This is a genomic window from Streptomyces sindenensis, assembly GCF_014649035.1.
In the GTDB taxonomy this organism is placed as follows: Bacteria; Actinomycetota; Actinomycetes; order Streptomycetales; family Streptomycetaceae; genus Streptomyces; species Streptomyces sindenensis.
In genome coordinates this window covers 57,313-71,404 of the sequence record NZ_BMSG01000031.1, presented here as the reverse complement: position 1 = coordinate 71,404, position 14,092 = coordinate 57,313, and the positions used below count along the sequence as shown (strand labels likewise).

The window sequence follows — 14,092 nt, the reverse complement described above, 5'->3', positions numbered from 1 at the left end:
TGATCCGGAAATCCGCGGCTTCACCGCATCCGAGTCCGGTGACCGGATCCGTTCTGCTGTCACTTGTCACTTTTTGCTGGCCGCTATCCGTTACAAACGCTCGGCGCGACACTCTCGGTTCCCCGGATCGTCAGGGCGTGCTCTCGTCCTTCATCGCCCTGGCCTCGCTCTTGAGGATGCGCATGGACTTGCCCAGTGCGCGGGCCGTGTCCGGCAGCTTCTTCGAGCCGAAGACGGCGATCACGACGACCGCCAGGATCAGCAGGTGCCAGGGTTGCAGGCCGTTGCGCAGCATTCCGGTCCCGCCCTTCTCTCCGTACGGGTCTCTCCACGGCGGTAACACTTGCCGCATTGCGCAACTGTACAACTAGCGCATGAGGCCGGAACGGGCGCCCCTCGACGCCCTCGCGGCGTCTTCCGCGGCGTCGGGCACGCCGGCCAGGTGGCGGCGCTCGTAGCGACGGCGGGCCGCCGTGAGCGCGACCGCGTACAGCCCCAGAACCGAGCCGAGCAAGAGGTAGTAGAGCGGCGGCAGGGCGCTCATGCCCAGCAACGGCCCGATCGGGGTGAGCGGGAGGGCGACCCCGACCGCGGAGAGACCGGCCGCGGCGGCCCGCAGCGGCCCGCCCGCCCGGCGTTCGGCGGCGCTGCGGCCGGTCCGCAGCAGAACCATCACGAGGGCCTGGGTGAGCAGGTTCTCCGTGAACCACCCGGCGTGGAACGCAGCCTCCCCGCCGTCCCCGGACGCGTGGTGGAGGGCGAGCGCGAGCACCCCGAAGGTGGCGAGGTCGGCGGCCGCGTTGAGCAGACCGAAACCCGTGATGAAGCGCAGGAAGTCACGCGGCCGCAGCGCGGTGGGGCGGCGCAGGACCGACACCGGCGGGCGGTCGAACGCGAAGGCCAGCTGCGCCGCGTCGAAGCAGAGGTTCTGCACCAGCACCTGCGCCGGGAGCATCGGGAGGAAGGGCAGCATCAGCCCGGCCGTCAGCATGGCGATGACGTTGCCGAGGTTCGACGAGAGGGTGATCCGCAGATAGGAGGCGATGTTCCCGCTGCTGCGCCGTCCCGCCAGCACCGCACGGTCGATCGCGGTGAGGTCCTTCTCCGCCAGGACGACATCGGCCGCCTCCCGGGCCACGTCCACGGCGTTGCGGGGGCAGATGCCGACATCGGCGGCGCCGAGGGCGGGCAGGTCGTTGACGCCGTCGCCGAGGAAGCCGGTCGTGCGACCGCCGGCGCGCAGGGCCGAGACGATGCGGGCCTTGTGCTCGGGGGTGCAGCGCGCGAACACGACGGCCCGGTCCGCCACCTCGATCAGCTCCGCGTCCGACAGGGCGTCCACCTGTTCGGCGGTCACCACATCGTCGGAACCGGAGTGAGTCTCGGGACGCAGATCGAGGTCCGCGCACACCCGGGCCGCGGTGCCCGGCTGGTCGCCGGTGAGCACCTTGACGCGCACACCCCGCCGTGCGAGCACCGCGAGCGCGTCGGCGGCGCTCGGAGCCGGAACGTCCCGGAGCGCCACCAGGCCCACGAAGGTCAGACCCCGCTCGTCCGCAGGGGTGTACGCACCCGCCCGGGACGCCCGGTCGGCCAGGGCCACGGCCAGCAGGCGCAGCCCGGACGCGGCCTTCCGGTCGGCCAGGGAGAGCAGCCGGTCGCGCTCGTCCCCGTCCAGGGCGCACCGGTCGAGCACCGCCTCGACGGCGCCCTTGGTGACCAGGGTGTGAGCGCCGAGCCGTCCGGGCCGCCTGACCACGGCGGTCGCGACGCGGCGCACAGGATCGAAGGGCAGCACGGCGACGCCCTCGTACGCGTCCGGACCGAACGCCCCGGCAGCGGACGGACCGTCGGTGTCAACGGCCTCCAGGACCGCTTCGTCGAGGGCGTCGGCGGCGGGCAGGTCCGCCAGCTGGAGTGTCCACAGGGCATTGACCGCCGCCCACCGCAGGACATCGGGGTCGGGCCGGTCCCCGCCGTCGACCGCCGCTGCGACGACCGGCCGGTCCTCGGTCAGCGTGCCGGTCTTGTCCAGGCACAGCACGTCGACCGCTCCCAGATCGTGCAGCGCCGGGAGCCGTTTGACGATCACTCCACTGGTACGCGCCAGCCGGGCCGCGCCCCGCGCGAGCGCCGTCGTGACGATGACCGGCAGCATTTCCGGGGTCAGCCCCACCGCGACGGCCACGGCGAACGGCAGCGTCTCCAGCCCCCGTCCGCGCAGCGCCGCGTTGGCCATCAGCACCAGGGGAGGTGTGAGGAGCATGAAACGGATGAGGGTCCAGGAGATCCCCCGGACCGAACGCTCGAAGGCGCTCGCGCCCCGCTGTCCGGCCCGGCCGTCCTGGGTGGCGGCGAACCGGGTGTCCGCGCCGGTGGCCACGATCACCGCCGTACCGCTGCCGGAAGCGACACTGCTGCCCTGGAAGCACCACTGGGGTTGTGCGAACGGTCCGGCCCCCGACAGCGCCGGGTCGGCGACGTCCAGGGCCCGCTTGACCACCGGCGCCGACTCCCCGGTCAGGGCCGACTGATGCACGGTGAGGCCGTCGGCGCGCAGCAACTGCACATCGGCGGGCACGAGATCGCCCGGCCGCAGCCGGATCACGTCTCCCGGTACCAGGTCGGCGACCGGCACGTCCCGTTCCCGGGGAGAGGAGTCGTCCGAGGTACGGCGCACCACGGTCGCGGTGGTCGCCACCAGTTCGCGCAGCGCGGCGGCCGACCGGTCGGCGCGGTGCTCCTCGGTGGAGCGCAGCAGACAGCTCACGGCGACGAGGGCCAGGATGACGCAGGCGGTGCCCCAGGCGGCGACGAGGGCCGACACCAGACCCAGGCAGAGGAGTACGGAGGTGAAGGGGTCCCGGAGGCTGCGCAGGAATCGGCGGGTCCAGGGGACGGGCCGCCGGGCGGGCAGCACGTTCTCGCCCGTGCGGAGGAGCCGGATCTCGGCTTCCGCCTCCAGCAGCCCGCGCGGCCCGCTGTCGAGGGCGCGCAGCGTCTGGAGAGGAGTGGGCACGGTGCCGGGGGACGGTGCGACGGAGGGCGGCGTGCCGATGGTGAGGTGTCCGGGGCCTGCGGCTGGACTGCTCTCAGGCACCGAGTTCACGCAGGCGGACGGGCGCGGGGGAGGGGTGCCCCGCGCGTGCGGCCAATTGGCCGACCATCAGCCGGACGACCGTCACCACATCGGGATCGTCGACCAGATAGACCTGCCGCCGGCCCTCACGGCGTGACCGGACGAGCCCGGCCAGCTTCAGCTTCGTCAGGTGCTGGCTGACGGAGGGGAGTGTACCGCCCACCCGTTCGGCGAGCCCCGTCACATCGCTCTCGCCCTGGGCCAGCGCCCACACGATGTGCAGCCGTGCGGGTGTCGCCAGGAGCCCGAACGCCGCGGCGGCCTCCGCCAGCACCTCCGCGGGCGGATCCTGGAGACCGCCGCCGGAACCTGTCGACACGCTCGCATCCCCTCGTCCCCGGGCCGCCGGCACGGACCCGGCACCGCTGCCCGTTCCGGACGGCCGAAAAGAACAGTGTAGGGGCCGTGGCGGAAGTGGCCGGGGCCCGTCCGGAACGTCCCGCCCTCCTCCCGCCCTCTCCCCGCCGCCCAAGAGAGACGCAATGGGGGGCAGGATGCGGCAAGGGGCGACGGATACGAAGTCTCATCGGTCAAGAACGATCAACCCGCTCGAACGAAGCCGAACGGTTGCCATGCTGTCCGCCCGACCGGTCCCTGGAGCCCGAAGTGACGGCGAAGCCGGCCACGAACCTCCAGGAGATTCGAGAGAAGAGCTCTGAAGGCAGAGCCCTGAGACAGCCCCGGCAAGAGCCGCGGTAAGAGCCCCGGCAAGAGGGGCCTGGCGAGAGAAGGGACGTATGCCCTCCGAGTCCGTCTACGGCGACTCCGTCCACGACGACGAGCATTCCCGTGCCGCCCACCGAACCTCCGCGAACGTGGGCCGGACCATGATCGGAGAAGACATCGAGCTCACTCTGAAGATCGTCGTGGGCGGCGGCGTCGGTGCCGGGAAGTCGACCCTGATCGGCTCGGTCAGCGAGATCCGCCCGCTGCACTCGGAGGAGACACTGAGCGAGAGCGAGGCCGGACCGGAGCGGAGCGACACCGGCGGTGCGGAGCGGAAGACCACCACGACCGTGGCGATGGATTTCGGCCGTATCACCGTTCACTCCGGCCTCTCGCTCCATCTGTTCGGCACGCCGGGCCAGGAGCGCTTCCGGTTCCTCTGGGAAGAGCTGAGCGAAGGTGCCCTCGCCGCCGTCGTGCTCGCCGACACCCGGCGGCTGGAGGACTGTTTCGCCGCCGTCGATCACTTCGAGCGCCGACGGATTCCGTTCGTCGTCGCCGTCAACCGCTTCCCCGACGCTCCCGACCACACGGAGCACGATGTCGCGCAGGCGCTCGACCTCGACGGGGGCACGCCGGTCGTGCTGTGCGACGCCCGCGACCGGGCCTCGGGAAAAGAAGTCCTGATCCGTACGGTCGAGTATGCCGGGCGCATGCACACCGCACGGCTCCTCGCCGCCGTCGGCTGACGGCCCGGCGCCCGGCACCCTCCGTCAGTCGGCCATGTCGGCCATCGCGACCACCTTGTCGATCCGTACCCGTACGACCAGTTCGCCGGGCACCCCGTTGCGCCGGCCGAACTCCTCGGCGGCGTCGGCCCCCACGTAGCGGCCGGCGATCCGCGTCGCCCATCGCAGGAGTTCCTCGGGGTCCTCGCTCAGCTCGGCCTGCCCCTGCACCACCGCGAACGCGTAAGGGGGCCGGTCGTCGTCGACGCACAGGGCGACCTGCCCGTCCCGTGCGAGGTTGCGCCCCTTCACACTCTCCTTGCCGGTGTTGAAGACCACTGAGTCGCCGTCGAGAAGGAACCAGACGGGTGCGATGTGCGGGCGGCCGTCGGCCCGAACCGTCGAAACCTTCGCCGTGCGGGTTCCCTCCGAGAGGAAGGCCCGCCATTCTTCATCGGTCATGTGGTGTGCCATGGGCCCATCCTGAGGCCGAACCCGGCATGGCGCGAAGCGGCACCCCGGGCGGTGAGAGGCGCTTGCCCCCACGGGAGCGGTGCGCGAGGCTTGCGCGCGTAGCGGGGAAACGGGGAACGAAGGTACGGGGAGGACGAGCACATGCCGCTTGACCGGGGACTTGACTGGCTCCTTGACGATCTCACCAGCAGGGTGCAACACATACGGCACGCGTTGGTGCTCTCGAACGACGGACTGGTCACCGGGGCCAGCAGCGGTCTCGCACGAGAGGACGCGGAGCATCTGGCGGCCGTCTCGTCCGGCCTGCAGAGTCTGGCGCGCGGGTCGGGGCGCCACTTCCGGGCGGGCCGGGCCCGCCAGACGATGGTCGAGTTCGACGAGGCGCTGCTCTTCGTGACGGCCGCGGGCGACGGCAGCTGTCTGTGCGTCCTGACCGCGGCCGAAGCCGATGTCGGGCAGGTCGCCTACGAGATGACCCTGCTCGTCAACCGGGTCGGTGAACACCTCGGAGTCTCCGTCCGGCAGGGCGGACCGGACGGCATCGAACCCTTCTGACCTGCCGTTCTCGTCGCCGCTGAAGAGTTATCCACAGGGCTGACGGACGGTGACTCCCTCGGGCTACCGTGATTACGGAGAGTATTCGAGCCGACGGGGGAGAACAGTCATGGCAGTCAGGGAAGTGCTCCGAGCGCACATCGCGGCCCAGGGGAACGCGGGTGTGGAGACGCCGGGGGAGGGCGGGCACGCTGCTTCGTCCGCCGACCAGGCGGCGACGATCGCGGCCGGGCGAGCATCCCAGGAACTGGGGATCCGCCGTGCGGAGTTCGAGTTGGCGGTGCACCTGGGGCTGATCGCCGTCGTCGGAGCACCGGGCGGCGGGCGACCACGGGTGCATGAGGCAGAGATCGCCCGCCTGCGGGAGCAGCCGGGCTTCCCCGATGCGCTGGTCGAGCGGGTCCGCACTGTCGGTACGGCGCAGGGGGCGGCCCTGCTGGACATCGCTCCGGCACGGTTCACCCGGCTGGTTCGGGCGGGCTGTGTCTCACCGGTCACGTTCTATCTGAACCGGTATCGCGCGGTGGTCTGGCTCTATCTCGCGGACGAGCTGGCCGCGTTCGCGGCGCGGGAGCCCGAGCTGCTCGCCGGACGGACACCTCCGGGGATGCGCACAATGCTGGAGTCGGGCGTCGATCGGCGGGCGCGCAACTGGCGTTCGCAGCGCATCGACCGGCTCCTGGACCGCACGACGGACCCCTGGGCGCGAACAGCGGTTCAGGCGTCGGCGCTGGACCCGGTGCAACTGGCGGAAGTGATGGACGACCCCTACGAACGCGCCTATCTCGTACGGGTCCGGCCGGAGCCGGTCTTCGGGCGTCCGGGGTCCATGGCGGCCAGGGAAGCCATGGCGGAGCTGATGCTCGCCGATGACCCGGACGAGATTCTCTGGCGGCGGGTCAACCTGACGCTGGAGCTGGACGCGGCCCGCGAGGACCGGCCGGCCCCGCGCCCCGGCGACGACGGAGAAGCCCTGACGGCACCTCACGCCCGGCCTGCGCGGACCGCCCGGACCGGAGCCCGGCCTCGGCCCGTGCATCAGGCGCCTGCCGCCGAGTTGGCGACACCGACACCGACACCGCCCGCCCGGAGCGGGGCGCCACGTCCCGCTGCGATGGGCCGGACGACGGGGAGGGGGCTGCTGGCCAGGCTGGGGTGGCGGGGCCGGGGTGCCGGATAAGGCTTCGCGAAGATCGCTCGGATGGGCCATCCTGTCCGCATGTTGATCAGGGAAGCAACCTCCGAGGACTGGCCCGCCATCTGGCCGTTCTTCCACACGATCGTCTCCGCGGGCGAGACGCTCACCTATCCGCTCGACCTCGGTAAGGAGGACGCGGAGGGATGGTGGTTCGTTTCGGCGCCGAGCCGGGTGGTCGTCGCCGTCGACGACGCCGGGACGGTGCTGGGCACGGCGAAGATGAACCGCAACCACATGGGCAACGGGTCCCACATCGCCAGCGCCACCTACATGGTCGACCCAGCTCACTCGGGCCGGGGCGTGGGGCGCGCACTCTGTCAGTACTCGGTCGACTGGGCTCGTGCTGAAGGGTATCGAGCCATGCAGTTCAACGCGGTGGTCGAAACGAACACGCACGCCGTCAAGCTCTATGAATCGATCGGCTTCGAGGTGATCGGCACTCTTCCCGAGGGCTTCAACCACCCGACCGAGGGCTATGTAGGGATGCACATCATGCACAAGACCCTGTGACGATCAGGTGCTGGGGCGACCCGTTGCCGGTCCCGGCTCCGGGCCCGGCAATGTGCGACCCGCGGGGCCGCCGTCCGCCACGTCGCTCGCGGTGACCCCCGGGACGACCGTTCCGGCCCAGGAGAGGGCCGTCCACCCCGAGTCCGGCGATCCCTCGACCACCACCACACCCGTGTTGTTCAGGCCGTGCCGGGTGGCGTAGTCGACCGTGACGTTCCGCGCGCGGGCGGCTGCCCACACACGGATGGCGGCACCATGACTGACGAGCGCCACCGTCCCGTGCTGCTCGGCCTCCGCCGCTTCGGCCACCACCGCGTCGAAGCGGGCCAGCGCCTGAGTCCCGTCCTCGCCCCCGGGCAGTCGGCGGGCGAGGTCCCCGGCGGGCCAGGCGAAGACGGTCTCCAGGTACTGCCGGATCGCTTCCTCGTCGGCCCGCATCTCCAGGTCACCCGCCGACAGTTCCCGGATTCCGTCACGGATCCGAACCTCGATGGACCGTTCCGTGGCCAGGGGCGCGGCCGTGAGTTGCGTACGCGTCAGCGTGGAGGCGTACAACGCCGCGATGTCCTCCCCGGCGAGCGCCCCGGGCAGGGCGGCCGCCTGTCGCAGCCCGAGGTCGGTGAGCCCGGGGCCGGGCCGCGCGGTGTCCAGGAAATGGCCGAGGTTGGACGGTGTCTGGCCGTGACGGATCAGCAGCAATCGCATAGAACGGGTCATGCTCCAGGCTCAGGCTCGCGGGTGGCGGAAAATAGATGCACATTCCACCCTCTCATTCGGCCACCTCTGGAGGACAGCCTGCCAGAGGTCTGCCCGCCTTGCCGGAAGTAGCGCGGATATGCCCGGAGTTCATGCGGCGGGTTACGCGCAGGGCGGCTGCGTCGATCACTGGCGATGGCAGTACTGTGCGCCCCACCGCCATTCGGGCGATGAGAAGTATCTGGAGGAAGAATCCATGACCATACCCAGGAGATCGTGGCGTGGCGCGGGAGCTCTCGTGGCCGCTGCGGTCGTCGGTCTGACCGGAGGCGTCATCTCCGCCGGTCCGGCCGTCGCTCACACCCCCACCTGGGCCGTGACCTGCTCCGAGGTGACCGTCGACCTCACCAACTACACGAGCGACGTTCCCAACACGGTGACCGTATCGGTGGACGGCAAGGACCTGCTGCCCACCGAGACGTTCGGCCGTGAGTTCCACAAGAAGCTGGCGCTTCCCGAGCACGACAAGCCGGTGACCGTCCGACTGGTCGTCAAGGACGCCGACGGCGACGGCAAGCACTCCATCGACCAGACGAAGACGGCGGAGGTGTGCGAGGGCGAGCCCAGCCCGACGCCGACCGAGCCCGTCCCGTCGGAGACGCCGTCGACCGGGACGCCCGAGCCGAGCGCCACGCCGAGCGACGAGCCCTCGGAGTCCGCGCCCGCCGTGCCCGCCCCGAGCCCGAGCTCGCCGGATCTGGCCGAGACCGGTTCGTCGTCGGCGACGCCGGTCATCGGCGGCGCCGCTGTCGCCGTGCTGCTGGCCGGTGGCGGCATCCTGTGGGCCGTCCGCAAGCGGCGTACCACCCAGGGCTGATGCCCGGCGTGAGCCGCTGTTGAGGCCGTACGAGCCGTGGTCGGGGGTGTCCCGCACTACTGCGGTGGTGCGGGGCACCCCTTCCGCGCACCCGCCTCTCTCCGCATGCCGCCCCTCTTCCCGCCGGCTCACTCCTCGGCGAGCGCCGGCGGCGGCCTGGTGGCCGACGGGGGAGGGGGGCCGATCTCGCACCAGACGGCCTTGCCCTCGCCGCGGGGCTCTATCCCCCAGCGCGTGGCCACCGCGTCGAGCAGGAGCAGCCCCCGGCCAGAGGTGGAGGTCTCGCCCGGGGTACGCCGACGGGGCCAGGCGCTGGACCGGTCCTGGACGGACAGCCGGATCCGCCGCACCGGTTCGGGCAGCACTTCCAGGGTCAGAACGGCCCCGCCCTCCGTGTGCAGGAGCACGTTCACCAGCAACTCGCCCGTGACCAGCTCCGCATCGTCGGCGAACTCGGCCATGTCCCAGTCGGCGAGGGCCTGACGGACGATCGCGCGGGCGTCCGAGAGCCCTTCCGGGTCCGCCTGGTGGATGTACTGGTGGAGGCGTGGCGCGTGCGACGACCCCACGTCCGGGCTGCGGCGCAGCACCAGGAGTGCCACGTCGTCCCCCGACCCCCACCGTTCCCACAGTCGTTCCGACAGGTGGTCGGCCAGCGCCTCGGCCCCCGCGGGTCCGGCGCTCACCTCGTTGCGGAGCGCGTCGATTCCCGCGTCGAGATCGGCGCCTGGCTCCTCCACCAGCCCGTCCGTGTACAGCACGAAGGTCTCACCGGGCACCAGATCGAGCCGGGTCTCCGGATACTCCTCGTCCAGGAGGTCCGTCGAGGTGCCCAGCGGCAGCCCGCCGCGCACCTGGGGACTGCCGACCCGCCCGTCGGCGTGGCGGATCAACGGGCCGAGGTGCCCGGCCCGCACGACCTTCACCGTCCCGGACGCCAGGTCGACCTGGGCGTACGTACAGGTGGCGAAGCGGTCGGTGTCCAGTTCGGAGAGAAAGCGGGAGGCCCGTGCCAGCACGGTGGCCGGAGGATGCCCCTCGGAGGCGTAAGCGCGCAGGGCGATGCGCAACTGGCCCATGATGGCGGCCGCGTGGGTGTCGTGACCCTGGACGTCCCCCACGACCAGGCCGTAGCGGTTCTTGGGCAGCGTGATCACGTCGTACCAGTCGCCGCCGACCTGACGGCCGCTCCACGCGGCGTGGTAGCGGACCGCGATCTCGCCGCCCTCGACGTCCTGTATCCGGGGCGGGAGCATCGCGGACTGGAGCTGGGTGGCGAACTCCCGCTCCTCGTCGAAGAGCATCGCCCGTTGCAGCGACTGGGCCACGATCGCGGCGAGCCCCAGGCACAGGATGCGCTCGTCCGCGTTGAAGACCGTGCGCTCGCGGTAGAAGAGGGCCAGACCGCCGAGCGACCGCGCCTGGGCCACCAGCGGGAGGTAGGCCGCGGCCCGGAAACCGAGCCTGCCGAGGTGCGGCTCCAGTTCCGGATACCGGCGGGCCAGCGCGGCGAGCGAGGTGATGAACCGGGGGCGTCCGCTGCGGATGGTGTCCGCGAGGGGAAGATTGCGGTCGAGGTCGCCGGAGCCGAGCCCGTCGAGCACTTCGAGCGACTCCCCGCTCAGCGCGACGATGTTCAGCGCGGAATTCTCCACGAGTCCCAGGGCGAGGCCGTCCGCCCCGAGGCGAGCCAGTCCGCCGGGCCCGGTGAGGGCGGCCGTCACATCGTCCACGGTCACCGCCCGGGACATGGCGCTCGTTGTTCGTTCAACGATATTGGTCTGGCGCTGCCGCCGTTTTTCCAGATCGAGCACGAAGGCCGAATGGGTGACTTCCGCCGTCGCGTCCCGGACGACCCCCACGATCCGGTGGGCCATTCCGTCCTGCGAACGCAGAATCCGGGCCTGGACATGGGTCCACTGCGTGGTCCCGTCGTCCAGGGGCACGCGGAAGTGGACGCTGAAGGAATTGCCGCCGCCGGTGATGGCCTCGTCGATCGTGACGTCGAGCCGGGCCCGTTCCGCCGGTTCCAGGCGCTCCAGCAGGGCGCCCGGACGTGCGTCGAACGTCCCCGGATCCACCCCGAACACCATGAGCCCGGCCTCGTCGATGTCCAGGGTCCGGGTGTCCAGGTCCCAGTCGAAGCTGCCGGTCCGGTTCATGGCGAGGCGTTCCGTCGGCCGGATCTCACCGTTGGTCTTCCGGTCGATCCGGCGGAGCGGAGAGGCTTCGGCGTCCTGCCGCCGTTCGTCGTCGGTCATTCCTGCTCCGGAGGTCGTCCGGCGGGGCCGTGCGTCGGCGCATCCCGTAGGCCTCAATTGTCGAGCCGCATGCACCGGAGTGCCACAGCGGCCGGTCCGGGGGCCGCGGGACGACGGACCAGGGCCGTACGTCACCATGGAGGGCCGTCCCACCCGTCCCACGTGCCCACGAGCCCAGCGAGCGGAGCGCACCCATGAACGACGACCGGCCCCTCCTGCTGGAGACCAGGGGCACCTGCATGCACCTCACGCTGAACCGCCCCAAGGCCCTCAACGCCCTCAGCCACACCATGGTGCGGCTGCTCGACGAGGCCCTGGCCCGAGCCGAGCAGGACGATGCGATCCAGTCGGTCCTGCTGTCCGGGGCGGGCGACCGGGGCCTGTGCGCCGGGGGCGACATCCGGGCCCTGCACGACGACGCCCGGGCCTCGGGGCGCGCGTCCCTGGAATTCTGGCGTGACGAATACCGGCTCAACGCACGCATCGCCCGATTCCCCAAGCCGTACGTCGCACTGATGGACGGCATCGTGATGGGCGGCGGGGTCGGGGTGTCGGCCCACGCCGGCATCCGTGTCGTCACCGAACGCTCACGCGTCGCCATGCCCGAGACCGCGATCGGCTTCGTGCCGGATGTCGGGGGCACCCACCTGCTGGCCGCCGCCCCCGGCGAACTGGGCACCCATCTGGCGCTCACGGGCCGCTCCGTCGGGGCCGCCGACGCCGTCCTCTGCGGCCTGGCCGATCATCACGTCCCCGCCCGCCTCCTGCCTGCCCTGACCGACGCATTGGGGGAGTCGACCGGACCGGCCGGTCCGGGCACGTCCGTCGTGGACATCGTCCAGGGGTTCGCCACGGACCCGCCCGCCGGCGAGCTCGCCGCGCAGCGCGACTGGATCGATTCCTGCTATACGGCGGACACCGTCGAGGACATCATCCGAAACCTGCGCGAGAGCGGTGTCCCCGAGGCGCTGACGGCGGCGGACGAACTGCTGACCAAGTCGCCCCTCGCCCTCAAGGTCACCCTGGCCGCGGTCCGCCGCGCCGCCCGGCTCGACAGCCTGGAAGGCGTACTCGACCAGGAGTTCCGGGTCTCCAGCCGGGCGTTCGAGCACCCGGACTTCGTGGAGGGTGTCCGGGCCCGGATCATCGACAAGGACAACGCCCCGCAGTGGAAGCCGGGCTCCCTCGCCGAGGTCGACGACCAGGAGGTCGCCCGGTTCTTCGCACCGCTCGGCCCCGACGAACAAGAACTCGGTCTCGCTCCGGGGCCCGCGGGAATCTCCGCACGGGACGGACGGGACGGGCAGGGCGGGCAGCGCGGGTAGGAAGGACGCTGCCCGAGGCGCCCCGCACAAGCCCGCCCCCCCTCACAAGCCCGCCCGGCACAAGCCCGCCCCCCCACAGCCCGCCCCGCCGGGCTCTATCTGTCGCTGCCGGAAAGGCTCGGCTGCAGCGCCCGGACGAGAGCGAACAACCGGTCCTCGTTGCCCGTCAGTCCCGCACTGCGCAGGGCCCGGTCGGCCTCGCGCATCGGAGAGGTGAGCAGCGGCAGATAGACCGGTGCGTCGTCGGGGTCCGCGAGAGCCGCCCGGGTGGCCTCCAGCAGGCGGACGTACGCCTGCGCCGCGGCGAGTTCGTCGCTGTCCATCTCAGCATCTCCTCCTCAGAGCTGTCGGACCGTCAAGCATCTCTCATGGGTCTGACAACAGCGCCTCATGACCGGGCGTGCCCGCCGGACCACCCGCTCGGCGGCTCCACCTCCAGATAGCGCCGTCTGCGGGGCCCTCGGTAGAGCAGCACCGTCCAGCCCGCCTCCCGCAAGGCCGAGGCACAGCCGGCGAGTGCCTCCTCCTCGTCGTGCGCGGCTCCGCTGCCGGGCGGCCCGGTCCACTCGACCCGGACCGAACCCGCCGACTCCCCTTCGCTCACCCGGTACCCGGCCGACACGCGGCGCCCCGACGGATCGACGGCCGAAGGCGTCGCCCCCGACCTCTCCAGCGCCAACGCGACCGCGCGTACCGGACGGTTCAGCTCCCACGGAGCCGGCACGGCCTCGGGGTCGGGCCGGCCCGACCCGGTGAGGCGACGGATCTGCAGCAGTCCCTCGAACGCGGTCCGCACCGAAGCGGCCCGCGCGGCCGCGGGCTCGGTGACCGGCGGACCGTCACCGGTCGCCGGTTCGAACCCGGTGCTCTCCTCGGTGCCCATGCGTCCCCCTCGTGTCGCGCGCGGCCGCCCGGCCCGTCAGTGTCCGGTTCCCGGTGCGTCCGCCTCCAGTGCCGCCTTGAGACGCTTCAACGTCGTACGGATATTGCCGGTCTGGAACTGCGCGAAGGTCTTCCCGCCCGTCGCCAGGCGGTCGAAGGCGTTGGCGAGAAAGTCCGGCCAGCGGCGGCGGTCGTCGGTCCAGGTCTCGGTGACCCGCGTCGCTCCGTCCACCGCCTCGAAACGGTACTCCCACGTGGCGATCGGACCCGGCAGCAGCGGGCGCCGCAGACCGATCGCGTGCACCCGGAAGGCGAAGCGCTCGCCGGGGTCGGCCGCCGTCACCGTGCACCGGGTCGTCCAGCGCGCCGCGCCGCGCTTGTTGCGGCCCTCGAAGACCATGCCGACGTACGCGTCGCGCCGATCGCCCCGCACGGTCGCGCCCCGGTTCTCGGGGCTCCAACGCCCCATCGCCGTGGGGTCGCTGAGCCGGTCGTAGACCAGTGCCGGGGCGGCGTCGACGATGATGCTGTCCGTTACGGACATGGTGCGGGACATGACGCGACTCCTTGTCCACGGTCGTTGGAGGACCATGCCCGGGCGCCGGACGGACCGTGGAGCCGACGTCCCGGACCCACACCTTACTCGCGGGTAGATTCCCGTCACTCGCGGGTGGATTCCCGTTGGGGGGCCGCTGTCCGAGGGGATCGGTGACCCGGCCCTGCCGTCCGAGGACGGCCGGTGATCCGGCCGGGCGGGTACCCCCGTTTCCCGCCCGGCCGG

At 71.7% G+C, this 14,092-nt stretch carries 15 protein-coding genes; 6 read left to right on the top strand and 9 right to left on the bottom strand.

Annotation, left to right across the window (positions count from 1 at the left end; translation table 11 throughout):
- Nucleotides 1–130: 130 nt before the first annotated feature.
- From tatA to IE145_RS26895, 3 genes are all read right to left on the bottom strand, one after another.
- A complete protein-coding gene (gene tatA / locus IE145_RS26905; protein WP_010073017.1) occupies nucleotides 131–295 on the bottom strand; it encodes a Sec-independent protein translocase subunit TatA in 165 nt (54 codons plus the stop codon).
- Between the two features lie 72 nt (nucleotides 296–367).
- Nucleotides 368–3,100 (bottom strand): magnesium-translocating P-type ATPase, encoded by a 2,733-nt coding sequence (gene mgtA / locus IE145_RS26900; RefSeq protein WP_189528044.1) that lies wholly within the window; start codon nucleotides 3,098–3,100, stop codon nucleotides 368–370.
- The gene (locus tag IE145_RS26895; RefSeq protein ID WP_189528043.1) at nucleotides 3,093–3,458 is read right to left on the bottom strand and encodes an ArsR/SmtB family transcription factor; all 366 of its coding nucleotides are present in this window, start codon (nucleotides 3,456–3,458) and stop codon (nucleotides 3,093–3,095) included. The genes mgtA and IE145_RS26895 overlap by 8 nt, the downstream gene beginning before the upstream one ends.
- Nucleotides 3,459–3,966: 508 nt before the next feature.
- Here IE145_RS26895 and IE145_RS26890 point away from each other — a divergent pair.
- The gene (locus IE145_RS26890) at nucleotides 3,967–4,554 is read left to right on the top strand and encodes a GTP-binding protein (protein WP_189528061.1); all 588 of its coding nucleotides are present in this window, start codon (nucleotides 3,967–3,969) and stop codon (nucleotides 4,552–4,554) included.
- Nucleotides 4,555–4,578: 24 nt separating this feature from the next.
- Here the strand turns inward: IE145_RS26890 and IE145_RS26885 are convergent, their stop codons facing one another.
- Nucleotides 4,579–5,007: a PPOX class F420-dependent oxidoreductase gene (locus tag IE145_RS26885; protein WP_189528042.1), complete on the bottom strand. Its 429-nt coding sequence runs from the start codon at nucleotides 5,005–5,007 to the stop codon at nucleotides 4,579–4,581.
- Nucleotides 5,008–5,148: 141 nt separating this feature from the next.
- Here IE145_RS26885 and IE145_RS26880 point away from each other — a divergent pair, with 141 nt between their 5' ends.
- The 3 genes from IE145_RS26880 to IE145_RS26870 all read left to right on the top strand — a co-directional run bounded on the left by IE145_RS26880 (nucleotide 5,149) and on the right by IE145_RS26870 (nucleotide 7,270).
- Entirely contained in the window at nucleotides 5,149–5,562 is a 414-nt protein-coding gene (locus IE145_RS26880) for a roadblock/LC7 domain-containing protein (RefSeq protein ID WP_189528041.1), read from the top strand.
- Between the two features lie 109 nt (nucleotides 5,563–5,671).
- A complete protein-coding gene (locus IE145_RS26875) occupies nucleotides 5,672–6,742 on the top strand; it encodes a DUF6397 family protein (RefSeq protein WP_189528040.1) in 1,071 nt (356 codons plus the stop codon).
- 39 nt (nucleotides 6,743–6,781) lie between these two features.
- A complete protein-coding gene (locus tag IE145_RS26870) occupies nucleotides 6,782–7,270 on the top strand; it encodes a GNAT family N-acetyltransferase (protein ID WP_189528039.1) in 489 nt (162 codons plus the stop codon).
- 3 nt (nucleotides 7,271–7,273) lie between these two features.
- On the opposite strand, the gene IE145_RS26865 is transcribed toward IE145_RS26870, so the two are convergent.
- Entirely contained in the window at nucleotides 7,274–7,975 is a 702-nt protein-coding gene (locus IE145_RS26865; RefSeq protein ID WP_189528038.1) for a histidine phosphatase family protein, read from the bottom strand.
- A 247-nt stretch (nucleotides 7,976–8,222) separates the two neighbouring features.
- Here IE145_RS26865 and IE145_RS26860 point away from each other — a divergent pair, with 247 nt between their 5' ends.
- Nucleotides 8,223–8,843 carry an LAETG motif-containing sortase-dependent surface protein gene (locus tag IE145_RS26860; protein ID WP_189528037.1) on the top strand — a complete coding sequence of 207 codons (621 nt, stop codon included), beginning with the start codon at nucleotides 8,223–8,225 and terminating at the stop codon, nucleotides 8,841–8,843.
- Nucleotides 8,844–8,971: 128 nt separating this feature from the next.
- Here the strand turns inward: IE145_RS26860 and IE145_RS26855 are convergent, their stop codons facing one another.
- Nucleotides 8,972–11,104, bottom strand: a complete 2,133-nt coding sequence (locus tag IE145_RS26855) for a SpoIIE family protein phosphatase (protein ID WP_189528036.1) — start codon at nucleotides 11,102–11,104, stop codon at nucleotides 8,972–8,974.
- Between the two features lie 194 nt (nucleotides 11,105–11,298).
- Between IE145_RS26855 and IE145_RS26850 the strand changes: the two genes are divergently transcribed.
- Entirely contained in the window at nucleotides 11,299–12,429 is a 1,131-nt protein-coding gene (locus IE145_RS26850; protein WP_189528035.1) for an enoyl-CoA hydratase/isomerase family protein, read from the top strand.
- Nucleotides 12,430–12,524: 95 nt separating this feature from the next.
- Here IE145_RS26850 and IE145_RS26845 read toward each other — a convergent pair whose 3' ends face one another.
- From IE145_RS26845 to IE145_RS26835, 3 genes are all read right to left on the bottom strand, one after another.
- On the bottom strand, nucleotides 12,525–12,752 hold the full coding sequence (locus tag IE145_RS26845; RefSeq protein ID WP_189528034.1) for a hypothetical protein: 228 nt from the start codon (nucleotides 12,750–12,752) through the stop codon (nucleotides 12,525–12,527).
- A gap of 65 nt (nucleotides 12,753–12,817) precedes the next feature.
- Complete coding sequence (locus IE145_RS26840; RefSeq protein ID WP_189528033.1) at nucleotides 12,818–13,312, bottom strand: hypothetical protein; 495 nt, start codon at nucleotides 13,310–13,312, stop codon at nucleotides 12,818–12,820.
- Between the two features lie 36 nt (nucleotides 13,313–13,348).
- Nucleotides 13,349–13,867, bottom strand: a complete 519-nt coding sequence (locus IE145_RS26835) for an SRPBCC family protein (protein WP_189528032.1) — start codon at nucleotides 13,865–13,867, stop codon at nucleotides 13,349–13,351.
- Nucleotides 13,868–14,092: the final 225 nt, after the last annotated feature.

Bases quoted from the DNA above. Each gene is read 5' to 3' on its own strand.
- tatA (WP_010073017.1), bottom strand. From the start codon at position 295: ATGCTGCGCAACGGCCTGCAACCCTGGCACCTGCTGATCCTGGCGGTC.
- IE145_RS26890 (WP_189528061.1), top strand. From the start codon at position 3,967: ATGATCGGAGAAGACATCGAGCTCACTCTGAAGATCGTCGTGGGCGGC.
- IE145_RS26885 (WP_189528042.1), bottom strand. From the start codon at position 5,007: ATGGCACACCACATGACCGATGAAGAATGGCGGGCCTTCCTCTCGGAG.
- IE145_RS26880 (WP_189528041.1), top strand. From the start codon at position 5,149: ATGCCGCTTGACCGGGGACTTGACTGGCTCCTTGACGATCTCACCAGC.
- IE145_RS26875 (WP_189528040.1), top strand. From the start codon at position 5,672: ATGGCAGTCAGGGAAGTGCTCCGAGCGCACATCGCGGCCCAGGGGAAC.
- IE145_RS26870 (WP_189528039.1), top strand. From the start codon at position 6,782: ATGTTGATCAGGGAAGCAACCTCCGAGGACTGGCCCGCCATCTGGCCG.
- IE145_RS26865 (WP_189528038.1), bottom strand. From the start codon at position 7,975: ATGCGATTGCTGCTGATCCGTCACGGCCAGACACCGTCCAACCTCGGC.
- IE145_RS26860 (WP_189528037.1), top strand. From the start codon at position 8,223: ATGACCATACCCAGGAGATCGTGGCGTGGCGCGGGAGCTCTCGTGGCC.
- IE145_RS26855 (WP_189528036.1), bottom strand. From the start codon at position 11,104: ATGACCGACGACGAACGGCGGCAGGACGCCGAAGCCTCTCCGCTCCGC.
- IE145_RS26850 (WP_189528035.1), top strand. From the start codon at position 11,299: ATGAACGACGACCGGCCCCTCCTGCTGGAGACCAGGGGCACCTGCATG.
- IE145_RS26845 (WP_189528034.1), bottom strand. From the start codon at position 12,752: ATGGACAGCGACGAACTCGCCGCGGCGCAGGCGTACGTCCGCCTGCTG.
- IE145_RS26840 (WP_189528033.1), bottom strand. From the start codon at position 13,312: ATGGGCACCGAGGAGAGCACCGGGTTCGAACCGGCGACCGGTGACGGT.
- IE145_RS26835 (WP_189528032.1), bottom strand. From the start codon at position 13,867: ATGTCCCGCACCATGTCCGTAACGGACAGCATCATCGTCGACGCCGCC.